Raw genomic sequence first — 21367 nt, 5'->3', positions numbered from 1 at the left:
CATCAACTATGGACTTTTATTAATTCGCTTGGCGAATCGCTGCATCCAGCCTTCGCGCCTGTGGTTTAATTGCGCCCGTTTATATGCCCCCTACTGCTGCGAAGGAACATGTTTCATGACTCACCCCACTGCCACCAAAGTCCTGGTCATCGGTTACGTCTGGCCGGAACCGCGCTCTTCGGCGGCCAGCGGGCACGTCATGCAGATCCTCGAAACGTTCTTGCAACAAGGCTGGGAAGTCACCTTCAGCAGTCCGGCAAGCCCCGGCGAGCACATGGCGGATCTGGCAGCGCTGGGCATTCGCGAAGTGCCGATCGAGCTCAACAACAGCAGCTTCGATACCTTCATCAGCGAACTGGCGCCGGATATCGTGTTGTTCGACCAGTTCATGATGGAGGAACAGTTCGGCTGGCGTGTTGAACAACACTGCCCGAACGCCCTGCGCGTGCTGGAGACGTCCGATCTGCAAAGCCTGCGTCAGGCTCGCCATCAGCGTCTCAAGGATCGTCTGAAAAACAACAGTGATCAGGATGACTTCAGCGACCTGTTTGCACCGGCACTGCACGAAGAATTCCTGTCCATGGCCGACAGCGATCTGGCCAGACGCGAAATCGCCGCGCTGTACCGCTGCGACCTGAACCTGATGATCTCCGCCGTGGAAATCGCCTTGCTGGTCGAGCAATTCGGCTTGCCACGGCATTTGCTGCATGAGTGCCCGCTGATGGTTGATTCGCCGAGCGCCCCGCCGCGGGCATTTGCCGATCGCGCGCACTTTCTGAGCATTGGCAACTTCCGGCACGCCCCCAACTGGGACGCAGTGCTCTGGATGAAATCCACAGTCTGGCCGCTGATTCGTCAGCAATTGCCGGATGCACAGTTACACATTTACGGCGCTTACACGCCGCCCAAAGCCACAGCCCTGCATAACGCCGCGCAGGGTTTTCATGTGCTGAACCGGGCCGATGATGCGTTGCAGGTGATGGCAGCGGCGCGGGTGTGTCTGGCCCCTCTGCGTTTTGGCGCGGGTATCAAAGGCAAATTGCTCGACGCCATGATGTGCGGTACGCCCAGCGTGACCACGCCGATTGGCGCTGAAGGCATGCACGGCGATGCGCCCTGGCCCGGTGCGATCACACACAGTGCCCGCGAGTTCGCCACCCGGGCTGTTGCGCTGTATACCGACGAGGCGCTTTGGCAGGCAGCCCAACAGACAGGCAACACCTTGCTCGGTGAGCGCTACCAACGCGCCATCCATGGTCCGGCGCTGATTGAAAAACTGCGTTATTGCCAACAGAATCTGCAAACTCTGCGAGCACAGAACTTCATCGGCAGTATGCTGCGGCATCACTCGCACAAAAGCACACAATATATGTCGCAATGGATTGAAGCGAAGAACAAAAATAAATAAAGCGCAAAAAACATACTTGGCATCAAACACAATATAGCCAAGCTGCAAACTTTACTTTAGAACTTCCTGCCTGCGCCATGCACAACTTCAGCATTGGCGCAAAATCACTAAAACATGCAGGAAGCAAACAATTGAACAATCAAGTATTCAACTTTTCGCCGAATAACTGGATGGCGGCGACACCGCATATCGACTCTTTATCGCTGCTGGAACTAACACTTCCCGGCACTCACAATGCCGGGAGTGACTGGCAGGCCTCGTACCCTTTTTTCGGACCACCCCGCCACTGGCTGGCGTGTCAGCACGATTCTTTTTATGCCCAGTTGCATAACGGTGCACGTGCGCTTGATATCCGCTTGAGTTGGGATCCCAAGGGTGTGGGGATTGGGAAGTTCCGAGCCCAACACAACGGTTTTCTCAATTCAAGAACATTGGGCGACCTGCTGACCGACACCAGAAATTTCCTCGATCGCAACCCGGACGAGTTCATTCTCATCGACTTTCATCAACTGGAAGGCGAAGGGTTCAACTTAGTCTACTTTCACGACATGGTCATTCACCTACTGGGCGATCGCATTATTCCTGCGCATAACCAACACCTCAGTCTGGGGCAACTTAAACGCATCAGTACGCAGCAACGGGTACTGGTCGCTGCGCCGTTGCCCAGAGAAGTGAATCGGAGCGTGTTTCTCGAACAGGTCATGCACAAGTGGAGCGGCAATGGCATCACCCATAGCGATGAGCTGCAGCACTACATCAGCGAAGTGATGAAAAGCCCGCCCGGGACCTGGAGACCGTGGTCGCTGTCCGCCACCAGTTACAGTGCTCTGGGTGGACCGGTGGACATTCACCGTGAACTCGACCGCTGGTTTGATCCGCAAACCAGCGATTGGGCCATTAATTGCAACATCATCAATGTCGACTTCATCGAGGAAAGCCGGATTGTCGCGTACTGCCGGGCAGTGAACCTGAAAAAGGCCTTGGGCAGGCCCGCGTCCTATATGAGTCTGATGGCGGGGTAAGGCAACCGGACCAGCGCGTCTCAACGCTGGCAACCCACACGCCAAACGAGGCATGATCAAGGGGCGATAACAAAAAAAGTGCCTTGCCATGACCCGAACCGCCCGCGTGACCGACCCCTCCTACGAGTTGATGGATGACCACAACGGGTTGTCCATCATCTACCGTCAGCATGGTTTTCCTTGCCCGTTAGTGCGCTGGCACTTTCACAAGGAGTATGAACTTCACTTGATCGTCGCCAGTTCCGGCAAGGTGTTCATCGGCGACTACATCGGCAACTTTTTTCCTGAAACGCTGTTTCTCACCGGCCCCAACCTGCCGCACAACTGGATCAGCCAGGTGGAGGAAGGCGAAGTGGTCGAGAAGCGCGACATGCTGGTCAACTTCACCGATGAGCTGTTCGACAGCGGACACCACGTGTTCGCCGAGCTCAAGACACTGGCTCCGCTACTGGAGCGCGCGCAGTACGGCATCGAATTTCGCAACAAACGCACGATTCGCCAGGCCATGACGTTGATGCAGCGGATCGCCGACTCTAGGGGCATCACCCGCCTTGGGCACTTCTTCATCCTGATGGAATTGCTGGCGGCCAGTGACGACTATCAACTGCTGTCCGGCGCCACCACTCCGCAACTGGCCGACGAACACAATATCGACCGCACCAACCGCGCGGTGGATTACATCTTCGCCCACTACGCCCGGGAACTGCCGCTGGAAGAAGTGGCCGAGCACCTGGGCATGAAACCCACTTACTTCAGTCGCGTGTTCAAACAAGCCACCGGCCGCAACTTCATCGAGTTCGTCAATCGCCTGCGCATCAGCAAGTCCTGCGAATTACTGGCCGACGGCGACAAACCGGTGACCGAAGTGTGTTTCGAGTCGGGGTTTAACAACATCTCCAACTTCAACCGGCGTTTTCAGCAGCTCAAGGGCATGACGCCCTCGCATTATCGGCGCCTCGCGGTGCAGCGTCTGACTGAACAAAACCACGGCTGACAACACAATTCTCCCGCAGGTCTTGATCTGTTCAGAGTCGAAGACCTGTACTGACTGGATAACCCTTCCCTGGGTTCTCGCCCGCAATCGCGAGTGCAAAAAAGTATCGGTTCAAGTGCTACGGATGATTTGTCAGCCCGACGAATGAACGCTGTAATCAGTGCACATTCTTCCTGCATTCGGAAGACACAAAAACAATAACTGTCCTTCTGCCGTCTCCGGGCGCAGAAAAGGAGTGCACGATGCAACCCACTGCAAAAGCTCTGCTTGCCCTCACTTGCATGACCCTAAGCAGCGTCAGCCTTGGCGCCCAGACCCTGACCATCGCCACCGTCAACAACAGCGACATGATTCGCATGCAGAAGCTCTCGAAAAACTTCGAGACCGAGCATCCGGACATCAAGCTCAATTGGGTGGTGCTGGAAGAAAACGTCCTGCGCCAACGCCTGACCACCGACATCGCTACCCAGGGCGGACAGTTCGATGTATTGACCATCGGCATGTACGAAGCTGCACTGTGGGGCGCCAAAGGCTGGCTGGAACCGATGAAAGATCTGCCGGCCAGTTATGCCCTCGACGATGTGTTCCCGTCGGTGCGCGAAGGCCTCTCGGTCAAAGGCTCGCTGTACGCCCTGCCGTTCTACGCCGAAAGCTCGATCACCTATTACCGTACCGACCTGTTCAAGGAGGCCGGCCTGACCATGCCCGAGCGTCCGACCTGGGAACAGATCGCCGGTTTCGCCGAAAAACTCACCCACAAAGATAAAGAGCAGTACGGCATCTGCCTGCGCGGCAAGGCCGGCTGGGGCGAGAACATGGCGTTGATCACCACGGTGGCCAACGCCTATGGCGCGCGCTGGTTCGATGAGAAATGGCAACCCGAATTCACCGGTCCGGAATGGAAAAACGCGCTGAACTTCTACGTGAACACCATGAAAAAATCCGGCCCGCCGGGCGCTTCGAGCAACGGTTTCAACGAAAACCTGGCGCTGTTCAACAGCGGTAAATGCGCGATCTGGGTCGACGCCAGCGTCGCCGGCTCGTTCGTCACCGACAAGACCCAGAGCAAGGTCGCCGACCACGTCGGCTTCACCTTTGCGCCCCATCAAGTCACCGACAAAGGTTCGGCGTGGCTGTACTCGTGGGCGCTGGCGATTCCGACCAGCTCCAAGGCCAAGGACGCCGCGAAAGCGTTCAGCGCCTGGGCCACATCCAAAGAGTACGGTGAACTGGTGGCCAAGACCGACGGCATCGCCAACGTACCGCCGGGCACCCGGGCCTCGACGTACAGCGACGCCTACATGAGCGCGGCGCCGTTCGCCAAGGTCACGCTGGAATCGCTGAAAGCGGCGGATCCGAGCAAACCGACGCTGAAACCGGTGCCTTACATCGGAATTCAACTGGTGACCATTCCTGAATTCCAGGGCGTGGGCACTCAAGTCGGCAAGCTGTTCTCGGCGGCGCTGATCGGCCAGACCACGGTGGACCAGGCCCTGGCCGCCGCACAGCAAACCACCGAACGCGAGATGAAGCGCGCCGGTTATCCCAAGTAACCGCCACTTAACCTGTGGGAGCTGGCTTGCCAGCGATGGGGCCGGCACCTTCAACATTGATGTCGACTGTTCAATCGCCATCGCGGGCAAGCCCGCTCCCACAGGGTTCGCGTCGATGTCAGGAAGGTTGTCTTTCCTGAACATGTATCTGCACCCAAACGGTTGTGATCACCATGAATACTTCAACTGCCAAAGCCCACCTCGACCTGTCGCAACCCCAGCGTAAAAACCGTGTGGCCAACCCCGGCTGGTTTCTGGTCAGCCCGTCGGTGGCCCTGTTGCTGCTGTGGATGATCGTGCCGCTGGGCATGACCCTTTACTTCTCGGTGATTCGCTACAACCTGCTCGATCCGGGGGTGAATGAATTCATCGGGCTGGAGAACTTCAGCTACTTCCTCACCGACTCGGGCTTCCTGCCCGGCGCCACCAACACTTTGTTGCTGGTGGGCAGCGTGCTGCTGATCAGCGTGGTGTTCGGTGTATTGATCAGTGCCCTGCTGGAGGCCAGCGAATTTCTCGGCCGCGGCATCGTGCGGGTCATGCTGATCTCACCGTTCTTCATCATGCCCACCGTAGGTGCGCTGATCTGGAAGAACCTGATTTTCCATCCGGTCTCGGGAATCCTCGCGTACGTCTGGCGGCTGTTCGGCGCCGAGCCGGTGGACTGGCTGGCGCACTATCCGCTGCTGTCGATCATCATCATTGTCTCGTGGCAATGGCTGCCCTTCGCGATCCTGATCCTGATGACCGCCATGCAGTCCCTCGACCAGGAACAGAAGGAAGCCGCACGCCTCGACGGCGCCGGCCCTGTCGCGATCTTCTGGCACCTGACTCTGCCGCACCTGGCGCGGCCGATTGCCGTGGTGGTGATGATCGAAACGATCTTCCTGCTGTCGGTGTTCGCCGAGATTTTCACCACCACCAACGGCGGCCCCGGCTACGCCTCGACCAACCTCGCCTACCTGATCTACAACCAGGCGCTGGTGCAGTTCGACGTCGGCATGGCGTCGGCGGGCGGTTTGATTGCCGTGGTCATCGCCAACATCGCCGCGATCATTCTGGTGCGGATGATCGGCAAAAACCTGACTGACAAAGCCTGAGGCCCGCCATGACTCTTCAACAATCCCGCCGGCTGCAAAGCCTGCTGCTCGGCACCCTGGCCTGGGCCATCGCGATCGTGATCTTCTTCCCGATCTTCTGGATGGTAATGACCAGTTTCAAGACCGAAATCGACGCGTTCGCCACGCCGCCGCAGTTCATCTTCACGCCGACGCTGGAAAACTACCTGCACATCAATGAGCGCAGCGATTACTTCAGTTTCGCCTGGAACTCGGTGGTGATCTCCTTCAGCGCCACGGCCCTGTGCCTGCTGATCGCGGTGCCGGCGGCGTACTCGATGGCGTTCTACGAAACCCAGCGCACCAAAGGCACACTGCTGTGGATGCTCTCAACGAAAATGCTGCCGCCGGTGGGCGTGCTGATGCCGATCTATCTGCTGGCCAAGAGTTTCGGCCTGCTCGACACGCGCATCGCGCTGATCGTGATCTACACCCTGATCAACCTGCCGATCGTGGTCTGGATGGTTTACACCTACTTCAAAGACATTCCCAAGGACATCCTCGAAGCCGCGCGCCTTGACGGCGCCACGCTGTGGCAGGAGATGGTCCGCGTGCTGCTGCCGATCGCCAAGGGCGGCCTCGCGTCGACCGTGCTGCTGTCACTGATCCTGTGCTGGAACGAGGCCTTCTGGTCGCTGAACCTGACCTCGTCGAAAGCCGCGCCACTGACCGCGCTGATCGCCTCGTACTCAAGTCCTGAAGGCTTGTTCTGGGCCAAGTTGTCGGCGGTGTCGACTCTGGCGTGTGCGCCGATCCTGATCTTCGGCTGGATCAGCCAGAAACAACTGGTGCGCGGCCTGTCGTTCGGCGCCGTGAAATGAATCTCACCAACTCAACACAATCCCCTGTAGGCCCTCGCCAGCTCGCGATAGCGGAGTGTCATTCAGCGGCGCTGTCGGCTGACATGGCCCCATCGCGAGCACGCGAAGGCCTACAAAAAAGCCTGCAAGGCTCATACGAATAACAACATTGCGGAGGCCCACCATCATGGCCAACCTGAAAATCAAGAATCTGCAAAAAGGCTTCGAAGGTTTCTCCATCATCAAGGGCATCGACCTGGAAGTGAACGACAAGGAATTCGTGGTCTTCGTCGGCCCGTCCGGTTGCGGTAAATCCACCTTGCTGCGGCTGATCGCCGGCCTTGAAGAGGTCAGCGGCGGCACCATCGAACTCGATGGCCGCGACATCACCGAAGTCAGCCCGGCCAAGCGCGACCTGGCGATGGTGTTCCAGACCTACGCGCTCTACCCGCACATGACCGTGAAGAAAAACATGTCGTTCGCCCTCGATCTGGCCGGTGTGCCGAAGGCCGAAGTCGAGAAGAAAGTCGGCGAGGCAGCGCGGATTCTCGAACTCGGGCCGATGCTGGAACGCAAGCCGAAACAGCTCTCGGGCGGCCAGCGGCAACGTGTCGCGATCGGCCGCGCCATCGTGCGCAATCCGAAAATCTTCCTGTTCGACGAACCGCTGTCCAACCTCGACGCCGCCCTGCGGGTGCAGATGCGTCTGGAACTGCTGCGCCTGCACAAGGACCTGCAGGCGACCATGATCTACGTGACCCACGACCAGGTCGAAGCGATGACCATGGCCGACAAAGTCGTGGTGCTCAATGGCGGCAGGATCGAACAGGTCGGCTCGCCGCTGGATCTCTATCACAACCCGGCCAACCTGTTCGTCGCCGGTTTTCTCGGCACGCCGAAAATGGGCTTCCTCAAGGGCAAGATCGCCCGCGTCGACAGCCAGACCTGCGAGGTCTCACTGGATGCCGGTACGCGCATCACCTTGCCATTCAACGCCGCCAGCCTGAGCGTCGGCAGCGCGGTGACCCTGGGCATTCGCCCGGAACATCTGGAGCCCGCACAACCGGGCGACTGCACCTTGCAAGTCACCGCCGACGTCAGCGAACGCCTGGGCAGCGACACCTTCTGCCACGTCACCACACAGGCCGGCGAAGCGCTGACCATGCGGGTACGCGGGGATCTGGCCAGCCGCTACGGCGAACAACTGAGCCTGCACCTGGACCCGGCCCACTGCCATTTATTCGATGCCGAAGGCGTGGCGTTGACCCGTCCGCTGCGCGCTGCAGCCTGATTTCGAGACTTGTCCGATGAAACTGAATAAACACAACCTGCACCGCCTCGCGGCCGAAGTGAAGCTGCCCGCCTACCGCCTCAGCGACACTCGCCAGGGCATCGCGCACATTGGCGTCGGCGGCTTCCACCGCGCGCATCAGGCGTATTACACCGATGCACTGATGAACACTGGCGAAGCGCTGGACTGGGCCATTTGCGGAGTCGGCCTGCGCGCCGACGACCGCCGCGCCCGCGACGATCTCAAAGAGCAGGACTACCTGTTCACCCTGTTCGAACTCGGCGACAACGACGACACCGAAGTGCGAGTGATCGGCGCGATCCGCGACATGCTGCTGGCCGAAGACGGAGCCCAGGCGCTGATCGACAAACTTGCCGACCCGCAGATTCGCATCGTCTCGCTGACCATCACCGAGGGCGGCTACTGCATCGACGACAGCAACGGCGAATTCATGGCGCACCTGCCGCAGATTCAGCACGATCTGGCGCACCCGAGCGCACCGACCACCGTGTTCGGCTTCCTCTGCGCAGCGCTGGAAAAACGCCGTGGCGCAGGCACGCCGGCGTTCACGATCATGTCCTGCGATAACCTGCCGCACAACGGCGCGGTGACCCGTAAGGCGCTACTGGCTTTCGCCACCCTGCGTGACACAGGGCTGCGCGACTGGATCGAACAGAACGTCAGTTTCCCCAACGCCATGGTCGACCGCATCACGCCGATGACCAGCACCGCGCACCGCCTGCAACTGGCCGACAGACACGGGGTGGATGATGCCTGGCCGGTGGTCTGCGAGCCGTTTGTGCAGTGGGTGCTGGAGGACAAATTCGTCAACGGTCGCCCGGCGTGGGAAAAGGTCGGTGTGCAGTTCACCGACGATGTTTCGCCTTACGAAGAGATGAAAATCAAGTTGCTCAACGGCAGCCACTTGGCGCTGACGTATCTGGGCTTTTTGAAGGGTTATCGGTTTGTGCACGAGACCATGAACGACCCGCTGTTCGTGCGTTATATGCGCGCCTACATGGACCTGGACGTGACCCCGCAACTGGCGCCGGTGCCGGGCATTGATTTGACGGATTACAAGGACACGCTGGTGGCGCGGTTTTCCAATCAGGCGATTGCCGATCAGTTGGAGCGAGTGTGTTCGGACGGCTCGTCCAAGTTTCCCAAGTTCACCATTCCGACCATCAACCGGTTGATTGCCGATGGGCAGGAGACCAAGCGTGCGGCGTTGGTGGTGGCGGCGTGGGCGTTGTATTTGAAGGGTGTGGATGAGAATGGTGATACCTATTCGATCCCGGATCCGCGCGCGGCGTTTTGTCAGGCGTTGGTGGCGGACGATGCTTTAATGACTCAGCGGTTGTTGGCGGTTGAGGAAATTTTCGGCACGGCGATACCGCGTTCGGCGGAGTTTGTCGCGGCGTTTGAGTGGTGCTGCAACAGTTTGCGCGAGGACGGTGTGACGCGGACGCTGGAACGGATACTCGCCTGAAAAGCCCCTCACCCTAGCCCTCTCCCGGAGGGAGAGGGAACTGACCGAGTGGTTTGTGCAAGTTACATCGACCTGAACGTCCGGAGTCGAACTCAGGTTTTGAACAGCCACTGATTGACAGAACCGGAATCGAACTCAGGTTTTGAACAGCCCCCGATCGGCTCCCTTCCCCCTCGCCCCCTTGGGGGAGAGGGTTGGGGTGAGGGGGTAAGCTCTTGATCTTCACCACACCCGAGTGGTTCACACATGACAACACAACAACTGTTCCTGGGCATCGACTGCGGCACCCAAGGCACCAAAGCCATCATCCTCGACGCCGCCAGCGGTCAAGTCCTCGGCCAGGGCGCCGCCGCCCACACGATGATCAGCGGCGCCAACGGCCGCCGCGAGCAAGACACCCAGCAATGGCTGGAAGCCTTCACCCTCGCCACCCGCCAGGCCTTGTTGGCAGCAAATGTCGATGGCCAGTCGATCCTCGGCATCGGCGTCTCCGGCCAGCAACACGGCCTGGTCTTGCTCGACGATCAGGGCCAGGTACTGCGCCCGGCCAAGCTTTGGTGCGATACCGAAACCAGCGCCGAAAACGACCGCTTGCTCAAGCACCTGGGCGGCGAAAAGGGATCACTGGAACGCCTTGGCGTGGTCATCGCGCCGGGCTACACCGTGTCGAAACTGCTCTGGACCCAGGAACAACATCCGGCGGTTTTCTCGCGCATCGCCCACATCCTGCTGCCCCATGACTACCTCAACTTCTGGCTCACCGGCCGCGCCTGCAGCGAATACGGCGATGCCTCGGGCACTGGTTACTTCAATGTGCGCAGCCGTCAGTGGGACTTGCAATTACTGCGCGACATCGACGCCAGCGGTCGCCTGCAAGCCGCCCTTCCGGAGCTGATCGACGCCCACCAGCCGGTCGGCACGATCCTGCCGGCCATTGCCGATCAGCTCGGCCTCAACCCCGCCGCACGGGTATCCAGTGGCGGCGGCGACAACATGATGGGCGCCATTGGCACCGGCAACATTCAGCCCGGTGCAATCACCATGAGCCTTGGCTCGTCGGGCACGGTGTACGCCTATGCCGACGCGCCCACCGTCAGCCCGGATGCCTCGGTCGCGACGTTTTGTTCTTCCAGCGGCGGCTGGTTGCCGCTGATCTGCACCATGAACCTGACCAATGCCACCGGCGCGATTCGCCAGTTGTTCGACCTCGACCTGGAACAGTTCAACACGCAGGTGGCCCAGGCGCCGATCGGTGCCGAGGGCGTGACGCTACTGCCGTTTTTCAATGGCGAACGCGTCCCCGCCCTGCCCCACGCCAGCGGCAGCCTGCACGGGCTGACGCTGGACAACCTGACCCAGGCCAATCTGTGTCGCGCCGCCGTCGAAGGCACCACCTTCGGTCTGCGCTACGGGCTGGATTTACTGCGCCACAATGGTTTACAAAGCCGCAGCATTTGCCTGATCGGCGGTGGCTCGAAAAGCGCGGTGTGGCGGCAGATCGTCGCCGACATCATGAACACCCCGGTCATCTGCACCGAACAAAGCGAAGCCGCCGCCCTTGGCGCGGCGATACAAGCGGCGTGGTGCGAATCCTGGTCGAACGGCCACGAAGACACGCTCGCCGCCCTGTGCGAACGCTGCGTGAAGCTTGACCTGAACAGTGAAACCCTGCCGGTCGCCGCGAATGTCGCGGCGTTCCAGCAGGTCTATGAACGCTATCAACAGCATGTCGCAACCCTATAAGAGCGAACAATTATGTATCTGGTGTGTGGCGAAGCCCTGTTTGATTTCTTCAGCGAAGACGATGCCAGCGGGCAGGCGTCGAAAGTCAATTTCAAGGCGATTGCCGGCGGCTCGCCGTTCAACGTCGCCGTGGGTCTGCGCCGTCTTGGCGTGGACTCGGCGCTGTTTGCCGGGCTGTCTACGGACTACCTCGGCCGGCGCTTGCAACAGGTGTTGCAAGAGGAAGGCGTGCGCCCGGACTATCTGGTGGATTTCGCCGCGCCGACCACCCTGGCAATGGTCGCCGTAGGTGCCAACGGGTCGCCGCATTACAGCTTTCGCGGTGAAGGTTGCGCGGATCGGCAACTGAGCCTCGCCCATCTGCCGTCACTGGATTCGCAAGTACGCGGTTTGCACATCGGCTCGTTTTCGCTGGTGGTGCAGCCCGTCGCCGATACCCTGCTCGCTCTCGTCCAGCGCGAAAGCGGCAAACGCCTGATCACCCTCGACCCGAACGTGCGCCTCAATCCGCAGCCGGACATCGCGCTGTGGCGCGAGCGCGTGGCGACGCTGGTGCAACTGGCCGACATGATCAAAGTCAGCGACGAAGATCTGAGCCTGCTCTACCCCGAGCAGGATCCCCAGCGCGTGATCGAAAGCTGGCTCGAACATCGCTGCCAACTGGTGTTCCTCACCCGTGGCGGCGAAGGCGCGAGCGTGTTCAGTCGTGCGCACGGCTCGTGGTCGGTGCCAGCCTGCTCGGTGAAGATCGCCGATACCGTCGGCGCCGGCGACACCTTCCAGGCAGCGCTCATCACCTGGCTGACCGAGCACCGGCTGGATTCGGTTGAAGGCGCACAACAACTGAGCCGCGAACAGATCGACGCCATGCTCGGCTTTGCCGTGCGGGCGGCCGCCCTGACCTGCAGCAAGACCGGTCCGGATCTCCCCTATCGTCACCAATTGTCCTGAGCGCGTAGACTGTCGCCCTTTTTCACGCGCATGACGGGATGACGGCTTTTGAATTCAGGGCAGACGGTTGGACTTCTGGTACTCGCGACACTGTTGACCGGGTGCGGCACCTCGCCGCCCCGTTCCCCTGAAAACATCTGCGAGATCTTTCGCGAAAAGAGCGACTGGTACGACGCCGCACAAGTCACGCAACGGCGCTGGGGCGTGCCGATTCAGGTGCCTTTCGCGATCATGTATCAGGAGTCCGGTTACCGCTACGACGCCAAGACCCCGCGCAAATACCTGCTCTGGGTGATCCCGTGGGGCCGCGTATCGACCGCCTCCGGTTATGCGCAGGCCAAGGACGAAGTGTGGTCCGACTATCAGAAAAGCACCGGGCGCAATTGGGCCGACCGCGAGGACTTCGACGACGCAATCGACTTTGTCGGCTGGTACATGGACAAGACCACCTCGATCAACGGCGTGTACAAATACGACGCCTATAACCAGTACCTCAACTACCACGAAGGCTGGGGCGGATTCCGCAACAAGACCTACGCCAGCAAAGCCTGGCTGATGCCGACGGCGCGCAAGGTGCAGAGCCGTTCAGACCTGTATGCGCAGCAATATGCCGGATGCAAGGAGGATCTGAATCGCGGCTTCTGGAGCCGGTTCTGGCATTGGCTGTAACAGCCATTTCAAGGACTCCATCGCGAGCAGGCTCACGCCCACAGGGGATCTGCGCTGAACACTAATCTCGTGAACACCAAAGAAACCTGTGGGAGCGGGCTTGCCCGCGATAGCGCTCGATCAGACGCTACAGATCGAAGCCTTACAACAGCGAAAAGTTGTAACTCACAATCAACCGGGTCTCATCCACATCCCGGGCGAACTGCTCGTAGTTGGTGCGGTAAGTCGCATTACGCAGGCGCAGGCTTACATCCTTGAACGTGCCGGTCTGAATCACGTACTTCAATTCGCTGTCACGTTCCCACTCTTTGCCTTCCTGATCACTGCCCGGCACCTTGACATGGTCACCGTTCACATAACGGGTGAGGAAACTCAGGCCATTGATGCCGATTGCCTTGAAGTCATAGTCATAACGCAACTGCCAGGAACGCTCCTGCGCGGCGGCGAAATCGTTGACCTGGACGTAGTTGACCAGATACGGATTGCTGCCATCGAGGTACGGCATCGAGTTGTCGCCGTTCATGCGCTGCCAGCCGGCGCTGAAAGTGTGGCCGCTCAACGCGTAAGACAGCATGCCGCTCAACGCTCGGTTGTCGATGGACCCGGCCTTGGCATCGCCGCTGTCAGCGCTCTTCAGCAAACGCAGATCCGCCTTTAACACACCATCGCCCAGCGGCTGATTGCCCAACAGCCCGACGAAGTGCTGGCGATAGATATCTTCCAGTTCCGCGTAGTGATACTGCGCGGTCAGGCGATCATTGATCTTGTAGTCGACGCCGTACATGTCGAAATGATCGGCGGTGGTGTTGCACGCGTAGCGCTTGTTCTTGCAATGCACGCGGATGTCTTGCGAATCGCTGGAATCGCGCGCGGTGTACTTGTCCAGGCGCGCAGCCATGAAGGTCAGATCCTGCAGTTCCCTGGAAGTGAGCATTGCACCGTTGAACATCGTCGGCAGCAGGCGACCGTCGTTGTACTTGAGCAACGGCAGATCGGGCAGCAGCGCGCCGTATTTCAGCACCGTGTCCGAGACCTTGACCTTGGCGGTCAGGCCCATTTTTGCGTACTGACCTTTCGAGCCGCGCGGGTTGTCACCGCTCGATGGCAACAAGCCGCTGTTGCTGCGATCAAGGGCCTGGAATCGAGTTGCAAACCGAGCATGCCCAGCGCATCGAGACCGAAGCCGACCGTGCCGTCGGTGTACCCCGATTGCAGATTGAGAATGAAACCCTGAGCCGACTCTTCACGCTTGGAGGCGCCCTGATCGTTCGAGGTGTGCCCATCACGGAAATCGCGGTTGAAGTACACCGTGCGCGATTCGATTTTCGCCGTGGTGTCTTCAAAAAATCCGCTGGCCTGAGCCTGCGCGGCAAAACCGGCGCACAGCACAACAGCTCCGAAGCCAAACGACTGGCGCGGGGTGATCAGGGGGAATGGGGGACGCATGAAAAACTCCAACAATGCAGCGTTTGCGCAGAGGCGCAATAAGCCAGAAAAATAGCTCCCGTCCCGGGTCAGGCTGAGCCGGGAGAAAGTGAACACGCAGGGGTGAGTCGCAATGATGGCAGATGGCTTTGACGTGCCACAGGCGACTTTAGTCTGAAACTGACTGATGATTCTTCAGTGCCGGTTCGGACAGAACCGTGTTAATTGCGCACGCACGCTCGCCTGAAGCACGTGTATTCATTAGGCCAAAGGCTTTATGTAAGGGTTTTCCCTATGCCATGAACACCCCGCCCCTACGGCATTTGCGCCTTGAATGAGGCGATTTAATCCTGCACCATCTGTCCCCTGCTTATTCAACGGACGGAATTCAAGGCATGCTGGACGCCAACGCAACCCACATTACCCTCACGCTTGAAGGCGCCAACACCGACCTGCAAGTCCTCAGCTTCACCGGTCGCGAAGCCCTCAACGAACCGTTCCGTTTCGACCTCGAACTCGTCAGCGCCCGCCCCGACCTCAAACTCGAAGAACTGCTGCACAAGCCCGGCGTCCTGACCTTCGGCCCTACCGGCGAAGGCAAGATCCACGGTCTGGTCTATCGCATCGAGCAAGGCGACTCCGGCAAGACCCTGACCCGCTACAGCATCAGCCTGGTGCCGCAACTGGCCTACCTGCAGCACAACCATGATCAGCAGATTTTCCAGAACCTCACCGTTCCGAAGATCATCGGCCAGGTGCTGGAAGATCGCGGCATTCTCGCCGACGCCTACAGCTTCCAGCTCGGCGCCGAGTACCCGGAACGCGAGTACTGCGTGCAGTACGACGAATCCGACCTGCATTTCATCCAGCGTTTGTGTGAAGAGGAAGGCATTCACTTCCACTTCCAGCACAGCAGCAGCGGGCACAAGCTGGTGTTCGGCGACGATCAGACCGTGTTCCGCAAACTCAAACCAGTGAGCTACCAGCAAGACTCCGGCATGGCTGCCGACAAACCCGTGATCAAGCGCTTCAACCTGCGCCTGGAAACCCGCACCACCCGCGTCAGCCGCCGCGATTACGACTTCGAAAAACCGAAGATCCTGCCCGAAGGCGCGGTCAAGTCCGAGTTCGCCCCGGACTTGGAGGACTACGACTACCCCGGCCGCTTCACCACCCGCGAGCGCGGCAAGTTCCTTTCCACCCGCTGCACTGGAACGCCATCGCAGCGACTACAAACTCGCCGAAGGCAAAGGTGACGAACCGACCCTGACCAGCGGCCATTTCCTCACCCTCGCCGAACACCCGCGTGCCGAATGGAACGACCTGTGGCTGCTGCTGGAAGTCTTCCATGAAGGCAAAACAGCCGCAGGTGCTGGGCGAAAACGTCACCAGCGACGTCACCGACAACAAAAGCGATTTCCATCAGGGCTACCGCAACAGCTTCGTCGCCACCCCGTGGGATGCGCACTACCGCCCTGCCCTTGAACACCCCAAACCAAAAGTCCTCGGCAGCCAGACCGCCGTCGTCACCGGCCCGGCAGGCGAAGAGATTCACTGCGACCAATACGGCCGCATCAAGGTGCAATTCCACTGGGACCGCGACGGCCAGGCCAACGACAAAACCACCTGCTGGATGCGCGTCGCCAGCGGCTGGGCCGGCGCAGCCTATGGCGGCATCGCTATTCCGCGTATCGGCATGGAAGTCCTCGTCACCTTCCTCGAAGGCGACCCCGATCAACCGCTGGTGACCGGCTGCCTGTACCACAAGGAAAACGTCGTCCCCTACGACCTGCCGGCAAACAAGACCCGCAGCACCTTCAAGACCCTGAGCTCACCGGGCGGCAAGGGCTACAACGAGTTCCGCATCGAAGACAAAAAAGGCGTCGAGCAGATCTACATCCACGCCCAGCGCGATTGGGACGAGAACATCGAGCACGATCAGAAGATCCGGGTGGGCAACGAACGGCATGACACCGTTGAAGCCAACACGCTGGAGCGAGTTCAAGGTTGAAGAGCACCGGATTACCCATCTGGATCGAATCAGCGAAATGCGTGCGGATGATCACCTGACGGTTGCGGTGACTCAGCATGTGAAGGTGGGGACTGCGCAGTTTGTTGAGGCTGGGAACGGAAATCCATTACTACGCTGGCGACAAGGTTGTGGTTGAGGGTGGCATGGAACTCACGGCCAAGGCTGGTGGGAGTTTCGTTAAGGTCGACGCAGGTGGCGTGACCATCAGCGGCGCGGAAGTGAAGATCAATACCGGCGGCTCGCCTGGGGTTGGGACGCCTGCTGCGCCGTTACTGCCGGGGATACTAAAAATAGCTGATGCAGACAAACCCGGGTTACCGCTTCTGGCATTGATAAAACAAAATATCTTGTTCCGCCGCACCCGATCCGGGGTATGCGAAGTCTGTGAGGCAGCTAAAGCAGCCAAAGGAGCGAAGCAATGACCACGCTTCCGAATTCTCAAGGATTCCTTTTGATAGATGGCGCAAGGTTTGATGACGCGTTGAAATGGTTGCCTAAAAAGTATCCTGGTCATCGCTTCATGCCACTACTGCAAGCCACTCCTTACGCCCCGATAGCTGAAGCAGGCCCCATCTTGCTCGACGCTCTTAGCGACAGCGCAGCTCGGAACGACTGGTTGCAAGGCGATGCAAACTTAAATGACGCTGTATGGCTACAAACTCAGAAGCCAATGGTTGAAATTTTTAAGCTCCTTCAGCGCCGCACCCGGATCTACTCTCCTGACCGCCAAGAATATTGGTTACGGCTGGCCGACGGTCTACCACTGCGTCAGGCATGGCTATCAGGAGCAAGCTGGCCGGCCGGTTTTTGGTTCGGAGTTGAAAGCGTCTGGTTACGTCATGAAGGAAAAGTGCAGCTCGCATGGACCAACAACTTCCCTGATCTAGATAGCGCTCCAGCTGATACCGGCATTGATGCGCAGATCGTGCTCGACTGGCCTTTGTTACAAGCGCTGGCAACAGATACAGACACTCCGCAGGAGGCGGTGTAATGACTGACAAACCGACTATCAAACCCGCTGCGTGTCCGTTGATTACCGCAGTCGTACCGTTGCGTTATGCTATTGGGCCTTCTCACGCCATTGATGTCAGCGCGTTCGACTTGCCACCTGTAAATGGAACGTTTCCAGAGTTGGGAGATGACAACGATTCCACCCGCGATAAGGCACTGAACTACACAGCGCGATTACTACGTAATGGTTGGTTGTACGTTTGGCAATCATCTCCTGAAAAGCTGATTGAGTTCAGTGTTGAAGCTGCGATGCTGAAGGAGACCTCTCGCGGCGGCAAAGTACTCGACGCATCCTCCAAACCTTACTTGATGTTGCCCGCAGGGACACCCGCGATGATCTCGTGGTCTCCCGCCAAGTGGAGCGACAAACAATTCTCCGCAGCGAAAGATCAAGCTAAAGTCCGCACGAGAGTCATGCGAAACTTCACTCCCGGTGCTGCACCCGCTAGCGGCAAGGCAGCCAGCATCCATGAGCGCATCGGCGATTATATGGAGCCTATTGGCTTCAAATGGAGTTGCGTGCCGGAAACCAAAAATAAACCTAATTGGTCATCAATGTTGGATGACATGAAGCGGTGCGAGCAGCAAGCTTATGTTATTGCTGATGATCCATGGGGGGTTTGGATTGACTTGGCAGGTTTGATTCGAATTCAACACTTAGAATACGAAAAACGTCGTACAACACGCGCGCACGACTGGTCCGTGGCAGGAGTTCTCAAATCACTTTCTGATAATGACCCACAGATTAAAAGTCTTCTGCCCACGATCACGCGATACAACGATTTGAAAACAGCTTGGGCAGAACTAGACAGCGAAGAAGAAGAATACTCCAAGTCTCGCCGTCTCCTTTCGATTCTATGGAACGATTGGATGACAACATTTCAACGAAAGGGCCCCTCTACGCTGGATACGGCAGCAGGCCATTTTGATATTGAAGAGCGAATCGCTCGCGGCGATCTCGAAGCGCATTTTGCAGCCGCCTGCCTGGGGCCGTCTAGTTGCAGCCTTAGTGCTAAAGCTCTCGCAAACGCACTCGCACCCGGACAAACAGGAAGCTGGTCAGCCTTGGCTCCTTTGGGCACTGCTAGGGCTCGGAAAGCGTATGGCTCCAGCAGATATCAAATCACTGATCGACCTCTGGTGACGGCATTAAAGATAACGCCGGACCTCTTAGCAAGGAAGCTGCGAAACTAGGTCGAGCACTCACGTTGGCTGCAATAATAAATCAAACTGCAGATAAATTGACCGCATTAAGTCCAGAAAAAGCAAGGGAGGCACTCTTTTTAGCATTGTCTCCAGCTATCGCCCCACATTTACACATAAGTGCTAATGAAGGAGATAATGTCTAGCAGAGTATTTGGAGGCGCCGGCACTGGGACGCAGTGGCCCAGCGTTTGTTAGTCACGGAGGCGAGCAATCGCCCTAAAATAGGGGAATGGCTAACTGACGCAATGGATAGCGACTCTACAGCTGCCAAACAAAGTCAGTTGGCAAGCTCGCCAAGTTCCGCATTAAAAAGAGCTACCTTTCTTTTCTCTATCGCCAGCACCGGCAGTGGCAAAACCAACGGAAAAACTAGGCTCCATCTCCCACTTGGTAAGTTTGGATAGAGATCCAAAAATACTATTGAATATTAGCAAGACCGCGCTGAAAACAGCCCCGATAGAGTGTCTTGTGACTCTAACTGCCGCACTAAATTTTGGCTGGGCTGTAAAAGACTTCATCAGTACGCCTAGTGCTAAATCTGGACTAAACGCAATTGGCGGCGGGACGGGCGTAATTTCAGCGGCTAATGCTGTAACACAAAAAGTCGCCGAATTGAATTGGGAAGCCGTCTTAAAGGAGGCCGCGCCAAACTCGAACAACTCCCGCCTCCTCCTTACTGAGGCTGTCGGCCAAGCGGCAAAAACAACGCTCCTGCAAGCTATAGTTTCAGCATTTGACATCGCCGTTTATGGCATAGAAGCATTTGAAGCATTTAACTCTACTGATTATGATACTGCAGCCATAAACGCAGGACTCAGCGTCGCTTCTGCTGCCAACCTTTCCATCTATGTAAAAACATTTAGAGTGCTTAGAGCGGCCCGCGCTGCCGTCATCGCAGGAGATGCTGCAACAATTGGACGCGGGGTTAGTCAAGCACCACATTTAGCATTCAAAGCCTTAGGCGTAACAATACTAATCGTTGGCGGCATAATTGCACGTTTATACACCCAAGACACTCCATTAGAAAAATGGGTCAAAGGAACTAGCTTCGGACTCAACCCAGACAGCTGGGCCTCCACTTATAAAGATACAATGATCCAACTATATAAAATACTATTTCCAATAACCTTCGATGCTTATCGTTTGAGCGAAATGAACCCGTACAAAGGCATGATTGAAAGTACCTACCTCATCTTGAGGATGCCTGGAAAAACCGCCATCGAAGACTCAACCATTAGATTCGAAGGCGAAGAAGTTTGGGGTGGTATTTTTGGTTTTGGAAGCAAGCGCGAAAAAGTTTCTTGGACTGGCAATAGCTTTGACAAACACGCAGGCACAAGAGTCAACACTGAGACAGGAGTTGCAACATATAGACGCGTATATCACGTCGATCGTGAAGGTAGAGCGATTAACAATATATATGGACAGCTCTTTTATTCCCCACTTGAAGGCATGACATTACCGCCGATCGAAATCAAGGAATTGGCATGGTTTTAAGAACAGCAATGGAGAAAATCATGGCGAAATATGGTGATGCACCTACCGCAGTTCTTAGTGACGACGAGTCGACGGGGGAGCAACCACTTGAGCTTTTTATAACTGATGAACACACAGAACACTATCTTTCACTAAAAGTTGGCAGTGATCGAAACCGCGGCTTGCTTAGCGGACTTCTCGGGGGAGTTTCAGCTCTGATCGCACTCATCATTGGCATTTGGATGGCTTTACTGGGCAAGTGGGACGGAGTGGGCTGGATGTTACTTTTCGGGATACCGTTGTTCATTGTTCCAATCTTCATCGAAACAAGACGCGCTTTACCACTTCCCATAATTTTCAATCGACGAACACAGGAAGTCTATTTCGACAACGAAGGAGAGCTCTATCACACTCCTTGGAAGGGAATAGAGGCTGTAGCTTGCGAGTTCGACATGGTTGGCCTTTATTCTGGGAGCATCCGAAACGCCTCGCTTGAAGTATTAGTGAAGCGCCTGGGAGAACCTGAAAACGAAATTATGGTCAGCATTGGTACGCCGGCGGGAAAGTCTTTAGAAATGCAGAAAGGATTTTGGGAATACATTCGCTCTTATATGAACAACGGCCCATGGTTCGACCACACTGGAGCTCATAGCGAATCGAATGACTTTGTAAAAAGCCAGTTAGATCTAAACTTAAAACAATCTGAATACTTAGGCGCATGGAGAAAAATCATTCGTGAAAAAAAAAGAAGCTGGAGGTGGAAGCAATTACTTAACTGGCACTGATTTTTTAATGCTACTAAACAATATAGTCTTCTATCCATCAAACAAGATTCAAGACTTTGTTTATGAAAGAGCAAAGCGTCGCTCGCGCAACCGTTGGCCCACTGTCGTGACTGAACGACTGGAAGCGGATGGTCCAACGACAAGATTAATTGATTTGGAACGCGAGCGTGGTCTCACTGTTTGATTAAATGTTGGAGATCCTCAGCTTGGTAGCGGCATGTGCAGCCTCCTCACAAGCTTACTGAATCCAAGTTAAAGCAACCCTCTTGATTCTAATCCAGGAAAAATTGAAGTGTGACTCATCGGTTCGCGAGCAGTGAAGTCCTCTCCAGGCATAAAGCAGGAATGTAACCTCTTACCTTGGATTTAGTCATTTGATAGATATTGCCGCGAA

At 57.2% G+C, this 21367-nt stretch carries 15 protein-coding genes and 2 pseudogenes; 16 read left to right on the top strand and 1 reads right to left on the bottom strand.

The window, feature by feature from the left end; genetic code table 11:
* Positions 1–115: 115 nt before the first annotated feature.
* From ACXX9E_RS19160 to ACXX9E_RS19110, 11 genes are all read left to right on the top strand, one after another.
* Positions 116–1408 carry a glycosyltransferase gene (locus ACXX9E_RS19160; protein ID WP_458555960.1) on the top strand — a complete coding sequence of 431 codons (1293 nt, stop codon included), beginning with the start codon at positions 116–118 and terminating at the stop codon, positions 1406–1408.
* Positions 1409–1578: 170 nt separating this feature from the next.
* Positions 1579–2430 (top strand): phosphatidylinositol-specific phospholipase C domain-containing protein, encoded by an 852-nt coding sequence (locus ACXX9E_RS19155; RefSeq protein ID WP_458556597.1) that lies wholly within the window; start codon positions 1579–1581, stop codon positions 2428–2430.
* Between the two features lie 88 nt (positions 2431–2518).
* Entirely contained in the window at positions 2519–3424 is a 906-nt protein-coding gene (locus ACXX9E_RS19150) for an AraC family transcriptional regulator (protein ID WP_222832974.1), read from the top strand.
* A gap of 242 nt (positions 3425–3666) precedes the next feature.
* A complete protein-coding gene (locus tag ACXX9E_RS19145) occupies positions 3667–4977 on the top strand; it encodes an ABC transporter substrate-binding protein (RefSeq protein WP_458555959.1) in 1311 nt (436 codons plus the stop codon).
* Positions 4978–5150: 173 nt separating this feature from the next.
* Positions 5151–6077 carry a carbohydrate ABC transporter permease gene (locus ACXX9E_RS19140; protein ID WP_123468499.1) on the top strand — a complete coding sequence of 309 codons (927 nt, stop codon included), beginning with the start codon at positions 5151–5153 and terminating at the stop codon, positions 6075–6077.
* Positions 6078–6085: 8 nt separating this feature from the next.
* Positions 6086–6916 (top strand): carbohydrate ABC transporter permease, encoded by an 831-nt coding sequence (locus ACXX9E_RS19135; RefSeq protein WP_034154211.1) that lies wholly within the window; start codon positions 6086–6088, stop codon positions 6914–6916.
* A 166-nt stretch (positions 6917–7082) separates the two neighbouring features.
* Positions 7083–8186, top strand: a complete 1104-nt coding sequence (locus tag ACXX9E_RS19130; RefSeq protein WP_123468495.1) for an ABC transporter ATP-binding protein — start codon at positions 7083–7085, stop codon at positions 8184–8186.
* Between the two features lie 16 nt (positions 8187–8202).
* A complete protein-coding gene (locus tag ACXX9E_RS19125) occupies positions 8203–9675 on the top strand; it encodes a mannitol dehydrogenase family protein (protein ID WP_458555958.1) in 1473 nt (490 codons plus the stop codon).
* A gap of 246 nt (positions 9676–9921) precedes the next feature.
* Positions 9922–11418: a xylulokinase gene (xylB, locus tag ACXX9E_RS19120; RefSeq protein ID WP_458555957.1), complete on the top strand. Its 1497-nt coding sequence runs from the start codon at positions 9922–9924 to the stop codon at positions 11416–11418.
* 12 nt (positions 11419–11430) lie between these two features.
* On the top strand, positions 11431–12369 hold the full coding sequence (locus ACXX9E_RS19115) for a carbohydrate kinase family protein (protein ID WP_458555956.1): 939 nt from the start codon (positions 11431–11433) through the stop codon (positions 12367–12369).
* A gap of 48 nt (positions 12370–12417) precedes the next feature.
* Complete coding sequence (locus tag ACXX9E_RS19110; RefSeq protein WP_458555955.1) at positions 12418–13038, top strand: transglycosylase SLT domain-containing protein; 621 nt, start codon at positions 12418–12420, stop codon at positions 13036–13038.
* 142 nt (positions 13039–13180) lie between these two features.
* Here the strand turns inward: ACXX9E_RS19110 and ACXX9E_RS19105 are convergent.
* Positions 13181–14484 (bottom strand): annotated as a pseudogene (locus ACXX9E_RS19105) (OprD family porin).
* Positions 14485–14858: 374 nt separating this feature from the next.
* Between ACXX9E_RS19105 and ACXX9E_RS19100 the strand changes: the two are divergent.
* The 5 genes and pseudogenes from ACXX9E_RS19100 (at position 14859) to ACXX9E_RS19080 (ending at position 20973) form a co-directional block, all read left to right on the top strand.
* Positions 14859–16917: pseudogene (locus ACXX9E_RS19100) on the top strand (type VI secretion system Vgr family protein).
* Positions 16914–17486, top strand: coding sequence for a DUF4123 domain-containing protein (locus tag ACXX9E_RS19095; RefSeq protein WP_340133009.1), 573 nt, complete (start codon positions 16914–16916; stop codon positions 17484–17486). The pseudogene ACXX9E_RS19100 and the gene ACXX9E_RS19095 overlap by 4 nt, the downstream one beginning before the upstream one ends.
* Positions 17486–18700 carry a toxin VasX gene (locus tag ACXX9E_RS19090; protein WP_458555954.1) on the top strand — a complete coding sequence of 405 codons (1215 nt, stop codon included), beginning with the start codon at positions 17486–17488 and terminating at the stop codon, positions 18698–18700. The genes ACXX9E_RS19095 and ACXX9E_RS19090 overlap by 1 nt, the downstream gene beginning before the upstream one ends.
* 480 nt (positions 18701–19180) lie before the next feature.
* A complete protein-coding gene (locus tag ACXX9E_RS19085) occupies positions 19181–20209 on the top strand; it encodes a hypothetical protein (protein ID WP_458555953.1) in 1029 nt (342 codons plus the stop codon).
* Complete coding sequence (locus ACXX9E_RS19080; RefSeq protein WP_458555952.1) at positions 20200–20973, top strand: hypothetical protein; 774 nt, start codon at positions 20200–20202, stop codon at positions 20971–20973. Before ACXX9E_RS19085 ends, ACXX9E_RS19080 begins: the two co-directional genes overlap by 10 nt.
* The last annotated feature ends 394 nt before the right edge of the window (positions 20974–21367 follow it).

Source organism: Pseudomonas sp. GNP014 (assembly GCF_054344005.1).
Note: the sequence above shows the minus strand (reverse complement) of the source record. Positions and strands in the feature narration are given on the sequence as shown.